The organism is Baaleninema simplex PCC 7105, assembly GCF_000332355.1.
GTDB lineage: Bacteria > Cyanobacteriota > Cyanobacteriia > Cyanobacteriales > Geitlerinemataceae > Baaleninema > Baaleninema simplex.
This window is the reverse complement of sequence record NZ_KB235958.1, coordinates 1564495-1580970: the sequence shown is the minus strand read 5'-3', so window position 1 is coordinate 1580970 and position 16476 is coordinate 1564495. Positions and strand designations below refer to the sequence as shown.

Genomic DNA, 16476 nt, shown 5'->3' with positions numbered 1-16476 from the left:
CCAGAGAATTTCAACCAGAGAATTTCAAATTATAAAAACCTATGAGTCAGCGCGTTTTAATTACCGGAGGTGCGGGATTCGTCGGAAGTTCTCTCGGATTGGGACTGGCGAAACGTCATCCCGACTGGCAGATTATCGCTCTAGACAACCTCAAACGGCGAGGTTCGGAGTTAAACCTTCCCCGTCTCAAACAAGCGGGAATCGAGTTCGTCCACGGCGACGTTCGCAATCCTGAAGACCTCGCTCCAGAAGTTCTCAAACCGACGTTAATTTTAGAATGTTCGGCGGAACCGTCGGTGTTGGCGGGATACGGATCGCCGGGATATCTATTACAAACCAATTTAGTCGGTACGATTAACTGCTTGGAACTGGCACGAGCCACCCAAGCCGATTTTATTTTCCTATCGACGAGTCGCGTCTATCCGATCGCCTATCTGAGCCGACTCAACTATCGCGAAACCGACACTCGCTTTCAACTGCTCGACGAACAACCGTTTCCCGGTGCGTCGCAACAGGGTATCGCCGAAGATTTTCCCCTCGATCGCGCGCGATCGCTCTACGGAACCACCAAGCTGGCTTCGGAACTCCTCATCGCCGAATACGCCGAAGCGTACGACCTCCGCACCCTCGTCAACCGCTGCGGCGTGTTAACGGGGCCTTGGCAAATGGGAAAAGTCGATCAGGGGGTGTTTGCGCTGTGGGTGGCGCGACATTATTTCCAAAAACCGCTGAAATATATCGGCTACGGCGGAACGGGGAAACAGGTTCGGGATTTTCTGCACGTGGCGGATTTGCTGGATTTAATCGATTTACAACTGCAACAGTTTGACGAACTGAAAGGGGAAACCTTTAACGTTGGCGGCGGTTCTCAAAATCAAATTTCTCTCTACGAAACCACGCAAATTTGTCAGAAGGTGACGGGAAATACCATTGAAATTTCGCCCGTTCCCGAAAACCGTCCCGGCGACGTGCCGATTTTTATCACCGACTCTCGTAAAGTGATGGCGCGAACGGGATGGCAGCCGAAACGAGATATTCTCGCGACTCTCACTGAAATTTACGACTGGATGGTTCGCGAAACGGACAGTATTCAGAAGATTTTTTTGTGAAAAATTAGCAATTCGATCGAGGGACGCGATGTCATTTAAAATTTATTTTTTTAGATATTTTCGATCGCGATCGCATCAATTTTGTTAATTCAAAAAAAGATATCGTTCGATACAATGCTGTTTAAGATATTGTGGTATATGTTTCTATCGAATCGAATACTGACATTTGAAATTTAAAGAATTCTCATGAAAACTTCTGCACGCGAACTTCAACAAGAATATCAACTTCGCTTTGCTCGCATTGCCAATTATCGCCGTAAAGTCTGGAAAATACTGGTGACGCGCTATTTTCAAGATCTCGTTGGCGAACGTCGAGATATTCTAGATCTCGGTTGTGGTTGGGGAGAATTTATCAATCAAGTTCGCGCTCGAAAAAAGTATGCAATGGATCTCAATCCCGACGCGAAAGACTATCTCGAGTCAGAGGTGTGTTTTATCCATCAAGATTGTTCGCAAACTTGGCCGGTTTCTGAGGCGTCGCTTGATGTCGTGTTTACGAGCAATTTTCTCGAACACCTCTTGTCGAAAGAGTCTTTGTCTCGCACGATCGCCGAAGCCTATCGCTGTTTGAAGCCAGGAGGGAAAATTATCTGTTTGGGACCGAATATCAAATACACGGGTGGAGCTTATTGGGACTTTTTCGATCATCATTTACCGCTGACGGAAGCTTCAATTTCTGAAGTTTTACAACTTCGAGGATTTCAAATTCAAACTTGTATTCCTAAATTTTTACCTTATACGATGGCTAACGGGAAGCAACCTCCGTTGTGGACAGTTCCGCTTTATATTTCGATGCCGTTGGCTTGGAATTTCTTAGGTAAGCAGTTTTTAGTCGTTGCCTGTAAAAACTAATTCGAGTGATTCAAGATTTTTTTAAAATTCTACTAATAAGACTAAAAATGAACCCGATCGACTTGTTAGATAAACATTCTAGCTTGTGGTCGAACTTTTATCTGTTGCTTTACGCGATTCCTTTTCTGATTACTTTCTTGTTTGTCGATCGCTTCGGGGTAGACGTTCCCGTTTTCGACGCGTTAGTGTTGACAGATTTATTTCACGAAATCGATTTCGGGACAGCTGATTTTTTAGACTTTTGGAGACTTCACAACGAGCATCGATTTATCATTCCAAGATTTGCGATCGCCACCTTGGCCTTTTTGACTGATTGGAACACGAAAACGCAGCAGTACGCGAGCGTTATGTTAGCGATCGCGATCGGAATTTCACTGTATTGGATTGCCAGAAAAAAACACGGCGATCGCGTTTCTCCGCTGACTGACATCGCGATCGCTATTGCGCTCGGCAGCCTCGTACAATACGAAAATTGGCTTTGGGGATTTCAGATCGCTTGGTTTTGGATAAATTTGTGCTTAGTCTTGGCGATCGCCCTCCTATCTCACGAAAACCTCCAGCATTGGCGCGATCGCCATTTCGGTCTCGCCGCCTTATTCTGTGGGTTGGCGAGTTTTTCCTGCGCTCACGGACTCCTCACGTGGTTGGCCGTTTTACCGTGCGTGTGGGTGAAAAGTCGGCACGCTCAAAAACCCCGACGGTGGCTTCTCGTCTGGTGTAGTGGGTTCGTCGCCACCGTGCTGTTGTACTTTATCGACTACCACAAACCCGCTCACGCTGTCGATCCGAGTCATGTTCTCAAACACCCCCGAGAAGGACTCGAATTTTTTTTCGCGCTCGTCGGACACCCCTTGTCCTCGGAACCTTCAACGGCGATCGCCTGGGGAATCCTGCTGTCTCTGGCAAGTTCGATCTGTTTTTGGCAGTTTTGGCGCGATCTCGCTAACCGAGAGGCGATCGCACCCTGGATCTCCTTAATGTTGTTTAGTCTCGGTTTTGCCGCGATGACCACGGTGGGACGGTCGAGTTTTGGATTCGGGGTGGCGTTAGCTTCTCGCTACACCACCGTCAGCCTGCTACTGTTCGTCGGACTCCTTTACGCGGGACAGTATTACGCCGAGATTGCAACTCGCCCGTGGCAAGGGAAGGTTCGCTTCGGCTATCGTGCGATCGTGGCGTGCGTTGCGGTGATACTGGCGGTCACGTCGCTGTCCGTTTGGGAACTGGGGAAAGACTTCCGCAACCATCGACTCTTCTCACGAACCTGTTTGTCGCTCGTCGGATATATGGAGGAGAACGCTGAAAGTAGCTGCGTGCGACGACTGTATCCCGACGCCAAAATCGTAAAATACTGGTGGTCTCCCCGCCTCGATCGCTTGGGATTTTTCGAGCGATCGCACGCCGTCGAATTTCGCGATCGCCCTCAGCCCTCTTGCGGGTATCTCGATCGTTCCCAGTCGTCGCAAGTCGTCGAGTTGTCCGAGAGCGGAACGGCGATCGTGTCGGGTCGAGTCCGCTTCGAGAACTGTCAAACGGTTCTACCGATCGTCTTTTTGTCTCGAAACGACAGTACGGAGATGTTTGCCAGCGATCTCATCGGAGATTTTGTCGATTCGAGTCGAGAACCCGAAACTTGGACAGTCCAGTTTGTCAGTCGCGATTTACAACCCGGTCGCCACTCGCTTCGGGCGTGGGTTTACGATCCCGAACGCTCGGCGTTCCTATCTTTATACAATTCCTTAGACTTGCGCGTTGTGGATTAAACTCGTACAGTTCGAGTTTATGAACTAATTGGTCGAGTTTGTCGATCGCGCGTCCCCGTCCCTCGAGTTGATAGAAAAGGTGAAAATTCGTTTCCCGTCCAGTACGATTTGGCTCCTCGGCCTGTCTGCGATCTTTGCCAGTCTCGTGGCAGCGTCGATCGCCTATTTCGGCGTCAACTTTCCCATTTGGGACGAGTGGGACACCCCCGGACTGATGTTCGTCAAACTCCACGACGGCACGATCGATCTCAGTCAAGGTCGGTGGAACTGGGGCTACTGGATCGCCCAGCACAACGAAAGCCGCAAATTCTTTCCGAGACTGATTTTAGTAAGTTTGGCGTCCGTGACGAACTGGAACATCAAAGTGGAAATGTTCCTGATTTTGGGTTTGATGGCCGCGATCGCTCTCACCCTATACGCCCTCAGTCGCCTAACCCTCACCCGTACCCCGCGATCTCGCCTCAACGAACTGGCGATCGTCGCCAACCTCCTCGTCTTTTCTCTGATTCAATACGACAACTTTCTCTTCGGACTGCAAGTGTGCGTATTGCTGTCTTTGAGCGCGATCGTCTTGGGGTTGCTCGTGGCGCAGACTCGCTTTCCTCTCTGGCTGAAAACCCTCGTGGGTATTTTACTGTGCCTCGTCAGTACGTATTCGTTTTCTAACGGCGTACTCAGTTGGGTCGTGGTCTTTCCCGCTATTTTCTTTCCCGAAACCCTACGCTGGCGGGAGATCGGGCGGCGTCTGTTTTGGGCGACAGTCTGGATCGCGGCGATGGCAGTCAATCTCGGATTTTACTTTCGCAACTACGTCAAACCCCCCGGTCATCCCGGTTGGGACGAAGCCGTCCGACACCCACTCGAGGCGGTTCGTTATTTCTTCGTCTTCTTAGGTGGACCGCTCGGATTTCACGACATCCCAGCGGCGACGGTCGTGGGGGCGATCGTGTTTGGGGTTTGGTCGGCGATGGTGGTGGCTCTCCTGTGGAACAGTGCGACGACCTCGCAGGACGGAAAATCCGGTTTCGAGAACGCTCTAGAGCGCCGTTGGGATCTCTCTGAGTTAAATCGCGCCAAAAGCTGGATAATGCTGGGGGGATATTCTATCCTCAGCGGTCTGTTTGCGGCATTGGGTCGCGTGGGATTTGGAATCGAACAGGCGATTTCGCCACGCTATACGACCTTTTCGCTGTACGCGATCGTCTCGGCGATTTATTTGGGGGCGTTACTGGCCGAACGAAATACGACGGTTGAAGTGTCTCCGCCTCGGCGTCGTTGGCTTTCTCGGGGAGTTTACTTACTACTCGGTATCGGACTGGTATTACATCTTAAAACGAGCGCTTTTGCCCTCGATGGGATGTACGTTCGCAAAACGGATACGCTCCACGCTCAGGCTTGTACGCTGGTTATCGACGTGCTGCGAGACGACGATTGTTTGCGTCGTTACGTTTATCCCGACCCCGATCGCCTGTACGACCACGCGATCGCCATTAACGACTTGGGGTATCTTTCCCCTCCGCTGCTCGAGAGTGACGACGTGCGCGACTTTAGTGCGTCGCCGCAGTCCGAAACCGCTCGGGGATTCTTCGACGCTCTCGTTCCCCTGTCGGGCGATCGCTACCAAGTTCGGGGCTGGGCCGAACTCACCGAACGTTCCCTGTCGGCGGCCGATCTGGTGTTGTTGACCTACACGACGGATTCTGGAGCCGAAAAACCCTTTGCCATTATCGACGATCGCGAGTTTCGCCCGGACGCACTTCACGCTGGTCTTCCCCGAGACACTCAACTCGGCTGGAGCGGTGAATTTGCGCGATCGCAGCTCCCGAACCGCTCGCTAGTCGTGAAAGCTTGGGCGTTCGACGCGACGACGGCTCGGGCGCATCTTTTAACGGGAAGTTTCGAGCTGACACCGTGAAGTCCTTAGTGGTGCAGAAAAGTCCTGAAACCCTTGTTAGAACAGATATCGCCGTATTAAAGGGTTGCCCGCAAAATCCCAGATCGGTAAATGGCTGCCGGAGATCCCCGGCATCTTGGAGATGCCGGGGATCTGGCTCGAGATCTGGCTCAAATTTAAATACATAAAATATGTAGTTTGTCAATCCCCAATCTCGAAAAGTTTTCTGCACCACTGAGCCGTGAGATCTCGCTCGAGAGTCGCACTAACCATGAGTCATCGAACCCGACAAATCTTACAAGTCGTCGCACCTTGGATTTTGGGTGTTGCAGTCGCGATTTACTTCACGTTAGCCACATTACCTTCGCCGTATATTTTTATTGCCCCCGGCTTAGATGCCTCTTGGAGCTTTGCGTTAACTGAAACGGTACTGAAGGGTTTACAGTTCGGACGCGATGTCATTTTCACGTACGGGCCGCTCGGCTATTTGGCAGCCGGATCGATCGTTCCAGAGAACGTTTTAACTGCCGTCACTTTTAAGATCGGCGTTCATATTGCGTTAGTTTTAGCAGTTATTATTTGTGTTTTTCAATATAAAAATAACCTCGATCGCGTTTTGTGGATCGTTTCTTCTTTATTCGTGTTTCACGTGGCGTTTTCAATAGACTACAAAGCGTTATTTTTGTATTTAATTCTTCTATTGTGGTCAGTTCGTCCGCCCTTTCAACCCTCAAAGCGATCGACGATATCGAGAGGTTACTCTCTCTTTTTAGGAATTGTCGCCGGTTTTTTAGCCTTAATTAAATTTACGCTCGGCGTCGCGACGGTCGGTGCGCTGTTTCTCGTGCAGTTTTTTCGAGCCGTGTCGATCGCTAAAACGCAAACCCTCTCAGAGCGAAACCGAGCGATCCTGGCTGTTTGGGATTCCGTCGTCGGGGCGACCTCGACGGCGTTCGTGTTTGTCGCGGTGAACCCGCCGGACAACGCGGTTCGACTCCTGCTCTACGGGGCGATCGCCGTTGTCGTCAGTGGAGTGGTGCAAAAAGTTCGTCAGACCGATCGAGATCGGCTCTTTGACAAACGTTTCGCTCTCTTCAGAACCAGCGGCCTCGCCTATGGAATTTACAGTATTTTGCTGTTGGCGACCGTGTTGGTGTTCGATCGCTCGCTCCTCGATTTCGTCCGAGGGTCTCTCGAAGTTTCTTCGGGATACTCCAGTGCGATGAGTTACATCAGCTCGCCGTTAGAATTAGGATTAGCCCTGCTCGAAGCCACACTCGTCGCGAGTGTCATGGGGCAGCGGTGTGATTGGCGGCGATCGGGATTTTACCTGAGTCTAGCCTTCGTCCTGTGGATCGCGTTCAAACACGGTTTCGTCCGCCAAGACGCCCACGTTCTGCTGTATTTCTTCTGCGTTCCCTTTATCGCCTCCCTTGTCTGTGCCGGTCGCAGTAACGTTTCGCGTCGGTCTTCCTGGGGACGCGTCGTCAGCGCGATCGCGATCGCCGTTGCCGTGCTGTATGTGGCGAAACCCGACGTGTTAGGACAAGTCGGTCTGCGACCCTGGCCGTTTTGGCAGAGCTTCACCCCCAAATACGTCCACAACCAAATTTTCAGTTTCAATGTCGATCGCGTGGCGAGCGTTCTCGAAGACGCCAACCAATGGAATTTCGAGCGATTGAAACTTCCCGCCGACGTGCGAGAACATCTCGGCAACGAAACCGTCGATATCGTTCCTTGGGAACTCACCCTCGCACCGGCCAACGAGTTGAACTGGCAACCGCGACCGACGCTTCAATCCTACTCGTCTTATACGAAATTTCTCGATCGCGCTAACGCCGCCAATTTAGACGCCCATCCGAGAGACCACTTTCTTTATCAATTTCGCGCGATCGACGGACGACACGCCTTTTTTGACGAACCCGAAACCTTCTCGTCGCTGCTGTGTCGCTATCGCCTCTCGCCCCAGTTTCCAACCTTCACCCAAACGGAAGCCGTCTCCGATTTAATGGTGTTCGATCTCCGAGAGACGACCCCCTGTCAGATCGCCGACCCCCTCAGCTCGCAGTCGGTAGGATGGGGCGAGACGGCGACCGTTCCCCAAGCCGCGCGATCGCCCGTCAGAGCCTCGATTTCGGTATCGTATTCGCCCTGGGGCAAACTCTACAAAACGCTGTTTCGCGCCGCTCCCGTGCGCCTCAAGGCGGTGTATCGCGACGGTGGAGAAGCCACCTATCGCCTCCTTCCCGGCAACGCTGAAAACGCGCCGATCGTCAGTCACTTACCCCGAGAATCCGACGAAGCTCTCGTCTTTTTCCAATCCCTCGATCGCGCCGATCTGCCGTTCCCCGCTCCCGTGGCGTCGATTGCGTTTGAAACAGACAATCAGTTCGTTTACGCGCCGAAGATCGAGGTGACGTGGATTCCCCTGGGCTGGGAGTCCGGCGATCGCACCTCTAAAAGCGATCTTTGAGGTCTCGAATGCGAGCGAAGGTTCGGACGCGATCGTGGCTGTTGGCGGCGGTTTGTAACGCCTCGCTGTCCCAACGGAGAAACGGATTGGTGCGTTTCTCGACCCCCAACCACGAGGGAACGGTGGCTTCGTGGCGTTTCCGCAGGGTTTCGACGTTGCGATATCGCGTGTGTAACTCCCGGTTGTCGGGATCGACGGTGAGAGCGAATTTGAGATTTTTTAGGGTGTATTCGTGGGCGCACCAGACGCGGGTTTTGTCGGGGAGCGATCGCAGCTTCGCCAGAGAATCGACCATCTGGGCGGGGGTTCCCTCGAACAGTCGCCCGCATCCCCCTGCGAACAGGGTATCGCCGCAAAACAACTCGCCGGGTTCGCCGTCGCCAACGGGAGGGAAGTAATAGGCGATGTGGGCGCGAGTGTGACCGGGAACGAAAAACACGTCGGCCTCTCGGTCGGAAAACGAGACGCGATCGCCTTCGTTGAGAAAGACCTGTTGTCCGGGGATGCGATCGCGATCTTCAGCACCGCCGTAGACGCTGAGATTGGGGAAACGCTTTATCAGTTGGCGGTTTCCGCCCACGTGGTCGGCGTGGTGATGGGTGTTAAAAATGGCGACGAGGGTGCAGTCGAGTGCTTCGAGTTGGCGAAGTACGGGGTCGGCTTGGGCGGGATCGACAACGGCGGCCTCTTGACGATCTCCATCGACTATAAGATAAATGTAGTTATCGGATAGGGCGGGAAGTCGGTAGATCTGCATGGCTCCGATCTCCTGGTAGGCTTAGCGTTGTTAGGTCTTTACTTCAAAATCCTATCGCAACTGCCGATGGAAGCGACCCACCGTCATTCGCAACCGGTGATGGAGGCGACTCACCGTCTCTTGAATGTCTGTCTGCTGTCGAGACCTTCGTTCGTATCCCCTCTCAACTCGTTCGTACGCAACATGGCTAAAGCTTCTCAGGGTAAACCCAACGTGACGCTTCAGCAGTCGATCGAACGTATTCTCGACTCGAACCGCATTAGCCGTCAGGACTATCTCCAGTTGACCTCTGCCATGTTAGCGGGGAAAGGGCTGACAGATGAAGATTATCGCCAACTGAACAGCGTGTTCGATCGCTTTCAACTCGGACGGTTGAAGGTGGTAGACGAGCGATCGAGTAGTTAAGTTCGGAGAAGTTTAAATCGAGTGCTGTAGATTGGGGAGTTGAGGACTCCCGATCGCCACAGCTCTGTTAGCGATCGAGATTTTAAGGTTGCGATATGTCCAAAAGGGCGCATCTCAGAAACGTCAATCGATATGAGAAGATAAGAGGTTAAACCTCAGACCTTTGTAATTTGACCGACTATTGCGTTTACGTAAAAAACGTTAAAGGCACGCTGTCTCGAAGGCTTTCTCGAAACCTACTATCGATCGTTTTTCAACTGATTTAAACTTCCATGAACCAACCCTGTGAGATCGACATCTCTGTGGTCGTTCCTATTTATAACGAAGAAGAGAATCTCGATTATTTATTCGATCGCCTCTGTCGAAATCTCGACAAAATTGGTTTGACTTACGAAATCGTCTGTGTCAACGACGGAAGCCGCGATCGAAGCTTGGTTGAGTTAATTCGTCACCACCAACAAAATTCTGCTATTAAAGTCGTCAACCTTTCGCGAAACTTTGGTAAAGAAATTGCGCTCACAGCCGGTATTGACTACGCTCGCGGTCGAGGTGTCGTTCCCATTGACGCCGATTTACAAGACCCTCCAGAACTGATCGAAATCATGGTGAATAAATGGAAAGAAGGTTACGATGTCGTTTATGCTAAGCGAAGAGCGCGTCAGGGTGAAACTTGGTTCAAACGGTTCACGGCGAACAACTTCTATCGCATTATCGGTAGAATGAGCGACGTTCCCATTCCGCGAGACACAGGGGATTTTCGCTTAATGGATCGTCGAGTCGTCGAGGCTCTCAAACAACTTCCCGAACGCAATCGGTTTATGAAAGGGTTGTTTGCATGGGTGGGTTTCGAGCAAATTGCGATCGAGTACGATCGCGATCGCCGCTACGCTGGAACCACGAAATGGAATTACTGGAAACTCTGGAACTTCGCACTCGACGGTATCGCTGCGTTTAGTTCGCTTCCGTTAAAAATTTGGAGCTACCTCGGTTTGGCGATTTCGCTACTTTCTATGATTTATGCGGGGTTTTTGATCGTCCGAACGGTTATTTCGGGAATCGACGTACCGGGATATGCATCGTTAATGGTTGCAGTCTTGTTTCTCGGTGGCGTTCAATTGATTAGTTTGGGGGCGATCGGAGAATATTTAGGGCGCATTTACGAAGAAGTCAAGAAACGGCCGCTTTATTTTGTTCGGGATACTTACGGCTTATAAGCGTGTTTGAGATTTAAGAGCGATGACATTAGACGATCAAGCGATGTTACCCACAAAAAAAATTCAATCTAAGCTCTTTGAATTCCTCATTATCATAGGGTTTGCTTTATTGGCAACCTTCATCAACTCAAGAATGGTGCGTTATGGATCGAATGGCTTAGGAGATCTGCTCTGGCATATCACTTGGATTCAACACTTTTCACACCAAGTTTTTGAAGGCGTTGCTTATCCTCGTTGGCTGGCGGGAACAAACTACGGCTATGGAAGCCCAACCTTCGTTTTTTATCCACCTTTAAGTTACTATCTGGGAACTTTTTTTAAAAGTCTGGGCTTAAATATAGATCGAACTCTATCTGTTTTATTTACAGGTTGTATTTTTCTCGCGGGATTTAACTTTTATATATACGGAAGATATCGATGGGGGAAAATAGCTGGGATTGTCGGTGGAATTTACTATATGAGCCTTCCGGGGATTTTTAACTCCGTTTTCTATGGCGCACTTGCCTCAGCTTTAGCAACGTCTTTAATTCCTCTAGGTATGTACTTTACCGATCGCGCTGTAAGACGCCAAAGCTGGTGTATATTTCTCGCAATATTTTGGTTCTTCATCGCTCTGACTCATGCCCCGAGCTTGCTTCTATTTACATTAGCCTGGTTTGGTTATTTATTAGCTTTAGGACTCCAAAAAAAATGGAAAGTAATTGTTGCCCCTGCCAGCTCGGCATTTTTGGGATTTGGTATGGCTTCTTTTTATCTAATCCCTGCAATTTTAGAGCAGAAATGGATAAATATCGATTATATGGCTGACTCCAAAGGAGGATGGCGCGAGAATATGCTGGGGAGTGACAGTTTACCGTTCTTCGTCTTAAATTCTCCCGGAAAACCAAATTCGGTGGTGGCTTACGGTGTATTGTGTGCGATCGCGCTGTTTCTCGCCCTCCTCGCTATTAGTCTAACGACTAAGAAAACCCAGAAAAAGCAAAAAATATTTAGAGAGGCGATCGGTTGGTCGATCGCTTTAACGATTTTGGTCTTTATAATGAGTCAATGGTCTGAACCGATCTGGGAACAATTTTCATTCCTACAAAAAGTCCAGCGTCCAACTCGATTTTTAAGTCTATTTTCCTTTTGTAGTGCGGGATTGGCAGCCACAGCCACTCAGTTCAGTTTAGAAGTCAAAAAAACGCTAAAAATTTTCTTGGCACTCCTTCTCACCTTGGCGATTGGGTTTGGCTTGAGGCACTCTTATAAACTTTCGAGAGCAATGCCAGTGCTACACAATCCGGGAAGAGGTGAGATCGTGACGCTCGATCGCCTAAAAACTACGCTGTACGATCCTTACAGCGACAGTCTGATTGACGTTCCTGAATACCGTCCCCTACTGCCCGATGGCAGTCCTCCTCCCGCACCGTCTCCGAACCAGCCAAAAGTGCGCGTGGTTGAAGGAGATGCAGAGATCGAGATCGAGCAGTGGGGAAGTTACGTGCGACAGTTACAAGTCAACGCTGGCAGCTCGGCGACCGTTCGCACGCGAACGTATTACTATCCCGCGTGGAAATTGACGATCGACGGCCAGCGTCGGGATATCGAACGCCCCCCAGACGGAACGATGGAGTTTGTCGTCGAACCGGGGTCTTCTGAGGTGAGGCTCGAATACGGTAGCACTTTCCCCTTTAACCTCGGAATTGCAGCGAGTTTGGCCAGTTTCGTCGTGTTTGCCGTCTTTAGTACTCAGTGGGTGAAAGCGAGGCCCAATTCTCTCGACTCCCCAGCCAGATCGCGCTCCTAGAGCGAGATCGCTCGCGTCTCGATAAATGCCGAGTCGGTTTGCAATATGGAAATGGAACTGTGAAACTCAAACTCACGCCGAAGCTGACCCTCGTTCTCGTGCTGGGGATCTGCATTCTCCTAACGGCGATCGGGGCTTACTGGCTGGGCGGCCTCGACGCCGCCACCGTGGAAACCTGGCTCGAACGGGCGGGAGTTTGGGCCCCCATCGTTTATATCGTTCTCTACACGGTGGGGACGCTGCTACTGCTGCCCTCGACACCTCTCAACCTCAGCGGAGGGGCGATTTTCGGTCCTTGGCTGGGGACGCTGTGGACCAGTGTAGGGGCGGTCGTGGCGGCGATCGCGGCTTTTGCCTTTACGCGCACGGTGGGACGGGAATGGGCAGCCCGCCGCATGGCCGGCAGTTGGCAAGCGATGGATGCCGAAATTCGCCACGGGGGAACGTTCTATATGTTCGCGATTCGCCTGTTGCCCATTATTCCTTACGGCTTGGTGAATTTTGCGGCCGGACTGACGGCGATTCGGTTTCGCGATTATCTGATCGGAACGCTACTCGGAACGGTTCCCGGCGTGTTCCCCTTCGTCATGTTAGGTAGTTCTGGGTTGAAGGCACTCCGCACTGGGGAGATTCTGCCGCTGCTGGGGGCGTTGAGTTTGACAGGGTTACTCGTGGCAGGATCGACTTGGTATCGCCACCACCGTCGGAATCCCCATCGCGAGTTGGAGCGTTTCGAGGAGTCGGCCGCCTCGGAAGACTCGTCCTCCTCTCCGTCTCGGCGGTGAGAGAGCCTTGAAGACAGATGCGATCGCCGAGCGAGACCCAAAGCTCAAATTGCTGGGGTAACATGGAAACAATCTTTTGAGAATTGACGGGATCTCTAGCTCGACGATGCGTGACTGATGAAAATTTCGCTACTCGCACCCGATTTATCAGGAGGAGGGGGAACTCGGGCTTATCTTCTGGCACAAGTTCTCAAATACCTCAATTTCGAGGTCACGGTCTTTGGGTTTTTGTTCGGCGATCGCCTTTATCCAGAACCTCCGGCCGGTCTGTCTGTGCGGTGGGTGGCTGGATGTGACTATCCCCAGTTCGTGCGATCGGTTCGCCAGCTTCTGCAACAAATCGACGGCGATCTTCTCTATGCTATTAAGCCTCGCCCCACAAGTTTCGGTGTTGCCTTGCTGCACCGACGCTTTCACCACAAACCGGTTTTACTCGATATCGACGATTGGGAAACGAGCTGGTTCGGAGGAGACGAGTGGACGTACCGGCCGACGCCCCGTCAGTTCTTGCGGGACGTTCTCAAACCTAACGGGGCGTTGCGAAATCCCGAATATCCTTTGTATTTAAAGTGGATGGAACGAGCGATCGACCGGGCTGACGCCGTGACCGTCGATACGACGTTTTTGCAAGAGCGCTATGGGGGAACTTATCTCCCCAACGGCAAAGATACTCGTCTGTTCGACCCGGAACACTTCGAGGCCGAAGAGAGTCGGCGCAAATACGGACTCTCGGAATACCGCGTACTGATGTTTCCGGGGACGGCTCGACCTCATAAGGGGCTAGAGGACGTTTTAACTGCCCTCGATCTCCTCGATCGCGAGGAATTTCGCCTCGTGTTAGTGGGAGGACGCGAGATCGGTGACGGCTACGTCGAGTATTTGATGGACAAGTGGTCTCGTTGGGTTATCAAATTACCCTCGATGCCCGTCGATCGAATGCCAGAAGTCGTCGCCGCTGCTGACTTAGTCGTCGTTCCCCAACGAGACGACGTGACCGCTCGCGCTCAATTTCCCATTAAACTGACCGATGGCATGGCCATGGCCAAACCTATTTTGGCCACCCGCGTCGGCGACGTACCGAAGGTTCTCGAAGACACGGGATTTATCGTCGAGCCTAATGCCCCTCACGAACTGGCCGAGAAAATTGTGTGGATTTTTGATAATTACGAACTGGCAAAAAAGCGAGGTCGAACAGCTCGCGATCGGTGTATAAAATACTATAGCCTCGATGCTATGTCAGATATCCTTTCAAAGACTGTTCGTAACGCGATCGCGTGATTCTTTTGCACCGATCCTGACTTCCCAGGCTTGGATTTTTTCTCATGTCTCCCAACCAATTATTGTTCAAGTTCGCTCTGAAATCCCCGTGGCTCATGGTCTTGACCGTTGCTTTCGGATTTTCCGGTGCGATTTTTAACGGAGTTAGTATTACACTGATCGTTCCCCTCATTCTGAGCCTGATCGGACAAGACTTACCTAGCACGCAACGTATGCCACCGTTGATTCAGAACGTAATGGATCTGTCTGGATCGTTTGCGGGAGATTATAAAGTTGCGATTCTCACGTTTTTAGTCTTGGTCGCTATTTTTTTAAAAAACGTAACCACTTACTTAAGTGGATTGATTGCAGTTCGGTTTTCTCAGTCTTTAGTACGAAACCTACGGCTCGACGGTATCAAAATTATTTTGGATGTCGATCTCGATTTTTACGCAAAAATGAAGACGGGAGACATTGTCAACCGCCTGAATACAGAAATGAGTCGCACGGCCAATTCGATCCGCAGCCTGTCACAAGTGGCCATCAATAGCATTACCATTTTAGTTTTTATTGTTATTTTGACTTCGATTTCTTGGCAGCTCACACTAGCCTCGACCTTCGTGTTGATGATAGTGGCCTTTCTCAATCAATTTTTTGTGAGGCGAGCCAAAATCTATGGAGAAACTTTAACTGAAAAAAGCCGTGCGTTAACGAACAAACTTCTCGAGACGTTGGCAGGAATTCGCCTCATTAAAACAGTCGCCAACGAAAAAAATGAATACAAACAGATCGCACAACTGATTCGAGAACGAGAGCAGAGTGAATTTCAATCTCAAGCCAACTATTTAATTATTTCCCCCATTAACGAGACCTCGGGGATCGTTGCGCTTCTACTCATCGTCATTTGCGGTCGCTATTTATTTTCCGAACAGATCGAAGCCATTTCGGCCGTTTTGCTGACTTACCTTCTCGTCCTGTTTCGACTGCTACCGGTGGTCGGACAACTCAACGGCATTCGTAGCCGTCTGGCTAATACCGCCCCGAGTGTTCTCGTGGTGTCCGATTACCTGCGGCGCGAGAACAAACCGATCATGCAAAACGGTACCGAACGTTTCGAGAAACTCCACGAAGGAATTCGATTTGACAACGTTACGTTTCACTACCCCGACCACGACGAGATCGCCCTGGAGGACATCAACTTGTGGATCGAACGTGGGGAAACGATTGCCCTCGTCGGAACGTCTGGTGCTGGAAAATCGACGCTGGCGGATTTACTGCCGCGATTTTACGATCCGACCTCGGGGTCGGTTTTGTTGGACGGGAAGGATTTGCGAAGTTTCGATGTCGCGACGGTCCGTCGGTCGATGGGCGTCGTCAGTCAGGATACCTTTTTGTTTAACAATTCGGTGCGCTACAACTTGACTTACGGCTGTCCTTGGGCGGGGGAACAAGAGGCGATCGACGCGGCGAAACGCGCCAACGCCTATGAGTTCATTATGAACTTGCCCTACGGCTTCGAGACGGAAATCGGCGATCGCGGCGTGATGCTGTCTGGCGGACAACGCCAACGGTTGGCGATCGCGCGGGCTTTAATTCGCAATCCCGAAATTTTAATCCTCGACGAAGCCACCAGCGCCCTCGATACGGTGTCGGAACGTCTGGTTCAAGAGGCGATCGACGAACTCTGTCACGATCGCACGACGCTCGTTATCGCACACCGCTTGTCTACGATTCGCAAAGCTGACAAAATCGTGGTCATGGAACGGGGGCGCGTCCTCGAGGTTGGCAATCACGAAGAACTCCTCACTCGAGGCGGCCAGTACGCCAAACTCTATCAAGCTCAATTTTCCGCCGAAAGTGGAGACGCCATTCAACGGGCGCGTCGCGAAACCCTCATCAATACCTCTTACGAGGTGCGAACTCGCCTCAACCCGATGATTGGATTTCTCAATCTCCTCGTTGACGATATGGTGGATTCGTCTGAAGAACGCCAAGAACTCACTCACGAAGCTTACGAAGCTGCTGTTCGCTTGCTCAAAACGTTACAGTTTCTTGAAAACAGTGCGAAATCCGTGTAGTGGGTGCTAGGCTGATAGGTGGATTCTCTAGCTATATTTTTACGGTTTATATCGAACCTGGAAATTTCGAGTCAAATCGTGTGAAGGTCTAATGGAAGAG

At 51.1% G+C, this 16476-nt stretch carries 12 protein-coding genes; 11 read left to right on the top strand and 1 reads right to left on the bottom strand.

The genetic code is table 11. The annotated features are described in order from the left end of the window. Positions 1–41: 41 nt before the first annotated feature. The 5 genes from GEI7105_RS0109000 (at position 42) to GEI7105_RS0108980 (ending at position 8091) form a co-directional block, all read left to right on the top strand. On the top strand, positions 42–1109 hold the full coding sequence (locus GEI7105_RS0109000; protein WP_017660147.1) for an NAD-dependent epimerase/dehydratase family protein: 1068 nt from the start codon (positions 42–44) through the stop codon (positions 1107–1109). 186 nt (positions 1110–1295) lie between these two features. Next, positions 1296–1961: a class I SAM-dependent methyltransferase gene (locus tag GEI7105_RS0108995; RefSeq protein WP_017660146.1), complete on the top strand. Its 666-nt coding sequence runs from the start codon at positions 1296–1298 to the stop codon at positions 1959–1961. Positions 1962–2008: 47 nt separating this feature from the next. Continuing rightward, positions 2009–3724: a hypothetical protein gene (locus GEI7105_RS0108990; RefSeq protein WP_017660145.1), complete on the top strand. Its 1716-nt coding sequence runs from the start codon at positions 2009–2011 to the stop codon at positions 3722–3724. A gap of 79 nt (positions 3725–3803) precedes the next feature. Beyond that, positions 3804–5639: a hypothetical protein gene (locus GEI7105_RS0108985; protein ID WP_144053730.1), complete on the top strand. Its 1836-nt coding sequence runs from the start codon at positions 3804–3806 to the stop codon at positions 5637–5639. 250 nt (positions 5640–5889) lie between these two features. Next, complete coding sequence (locus GEI7105_RS0108980) at positions 5890–8091, top strand: hypothetical protein (protein WP_017660143.1); 2202 nt, start codon at positions 5890–5892, stop codon at positions 8089–8091. Here the strand turns inward: GEI7105_RS0108980 and gloB are convergent. Continuing rightward, entirely contained in the window at positions 8075–8848 is a 774-nt protein-coding gene (gloB, locus tag GEI7105_RS0108975) for a hydroxyacylglutathione hydrolase (protein WP_017660142.1), read from the bottom strand. The two genes, GEI7105_RS0108980 and gloB, sit on opposite strands and share 17 nt — an antisense overlap. A gap of 183 nt (positions 8849–9031) precedes the next feature. On the opposite strand from gloB, the gene GEI7105_RS0108970 reads away from it, so the two are divergent. From GEI7105_RS0108970 to GEI7105_RS0108945, 6 genes are all read left to right on the top strand, one after another. Next, a complete protein-coding gene (locus GEI7105_RS0108970; protein ID WP_017660141.1) occupies positions 9032–9253 on the top strand; it encodes a hypothetical protein in 222 nt (73 codons plus the stop codon). A 272-nt stretch (positions 9254–9525) separates the two neighbouring features. Further along, complete coding sequence (locus GEI7105_RS0108965; RefSeq protein ID WP_017660140.1) at positions 9526–10467, top strand: glycosyltransferase family 2 protein; 942 nt, start codon at positions 9526–9528, stop codon at positions 10465–10467. Positions 10468–10489: 22 nt separating this feature from the next. After that, the gene (locus tag GEI7105_RS0108960; RefSeq protein ID WP_017660139.1) at positions 10490–12256 is read left to right on the top strand and encodes a 6-pyruvoyl-tetrahydropterin synthase-related protein; all 1767 of its coding nucleotides are present in this window, start codon (positions 10490–10492) and stop codon (positions 12254–12256) included. A gap of 59 nt (positions 12257–12315) precedes the next feature. Next, the gene (locus GEI7105_RS0108955) at positions 12316–13041 is read left to right on the top strand and encodes a TVP38/TMEM64 family protein (protein ID WP_026097528.1); all 726 of its coding nucleotides are present in this window, start codon (positions 12316–12318) and stop codon (positions 13039–13041) included. Between the two features lie 117 nt (positions 13042–13158). Beyond that, positions 13159–14319: a glycosyltransferase family 4 protein gene (locus GEI7105_RS0108950; protein ID WP_017660137.1), complete on the top strand. Its 1161-nt coding sequence runs from the start codon at positions 13159–13161 to the stop codon at positions 14317–14319. Positions 14320–14363: 44 nt separating this feature from the next. Beyond that, on the top strand, positions 14364–16376 hold the full coding sequence (locus GEI7105_RS0108945; RefSeq protein ID WP_017660136.1) for an ABC transporter ATP-binding protein: 2013 nt from the start codon (positions 14364–14366) through the stop codon (positions 16374–16376). Positions 16377–16476: the final 100 nt, after the last annotated feature.

Bases quoted from the DNA above. Each gene is read 5' to 3' on its own strand.
- GEI7105_RS0108965 (WP_017660140.1), top strand. From the start codon at position 9,526: ATGAACCAACCCTGTGAGATCGACATCTCTGTGGTCGTTCCTATTTAT.
- GEI7105_RS0108980 (WP_017660143.1), top strand. From the start codon at position 5,890: ATGAGTCATCGAACCCGACAAATCTTACAAGTCGTCGCACCTTGGATT.
- GEI7105_RS0108995 (WP_017660146.1), top strand. From the start codon at position 1,296: ATGAAAACTTCTGCACGCGAACTTCAACAAGAATATCAACTTCGCTTT.
- GEI7105_RS0108960 (WP_017660139.1), top strand. From the start codon at position 10,490: ATGACATTAGACGATCAAGCGATGTTACCCACAAAAAAAATTCAATCT.
- GEI7105_RS0108950 (WP_017660137.1), top strand. From the start codon at position 13,159: ATGAAAATTTCGCTACTCGCACCCGATTTATCAGGAGGAGGGGGAACT.
- gloB (WP_017660142.1), bottom strand. From the start codon at position 8,848: ATGCAGATCTACCGACTTCCCGCCCTATCCGATAACTACATTTATCTT.
- GEI7105_RS0108970 (WP_017660141.1), top strand. From the start codon at position 9,032: ATGGCTAAAGCTTCTCAGGGTAAACCCAACGTGACGCTTCAGCAGTCG.
- GEI7105_RS0108945 (WP_017660136.1), top strand. From the start codon at position 14,364: ATGTCTCCCAACCAATTATTGTTCAAGTTCGCTCTGAAATCCCCGTGG.
- GEI7105_RS0108990 (WP_017660145.1), top strand. From the start codon at position 2,009: ATGAACCCGATCGACTTGTTAGATAAACATTCTAGCTTGTGGTCGAAC.
- GEI7105_RS0109000 (WP_017660147.1), top strand. From the start codon at position 42: ATGAGTCAGCGCGTTTTAATTACCGGAGGTGCGGGATTCGTCGGAAGT.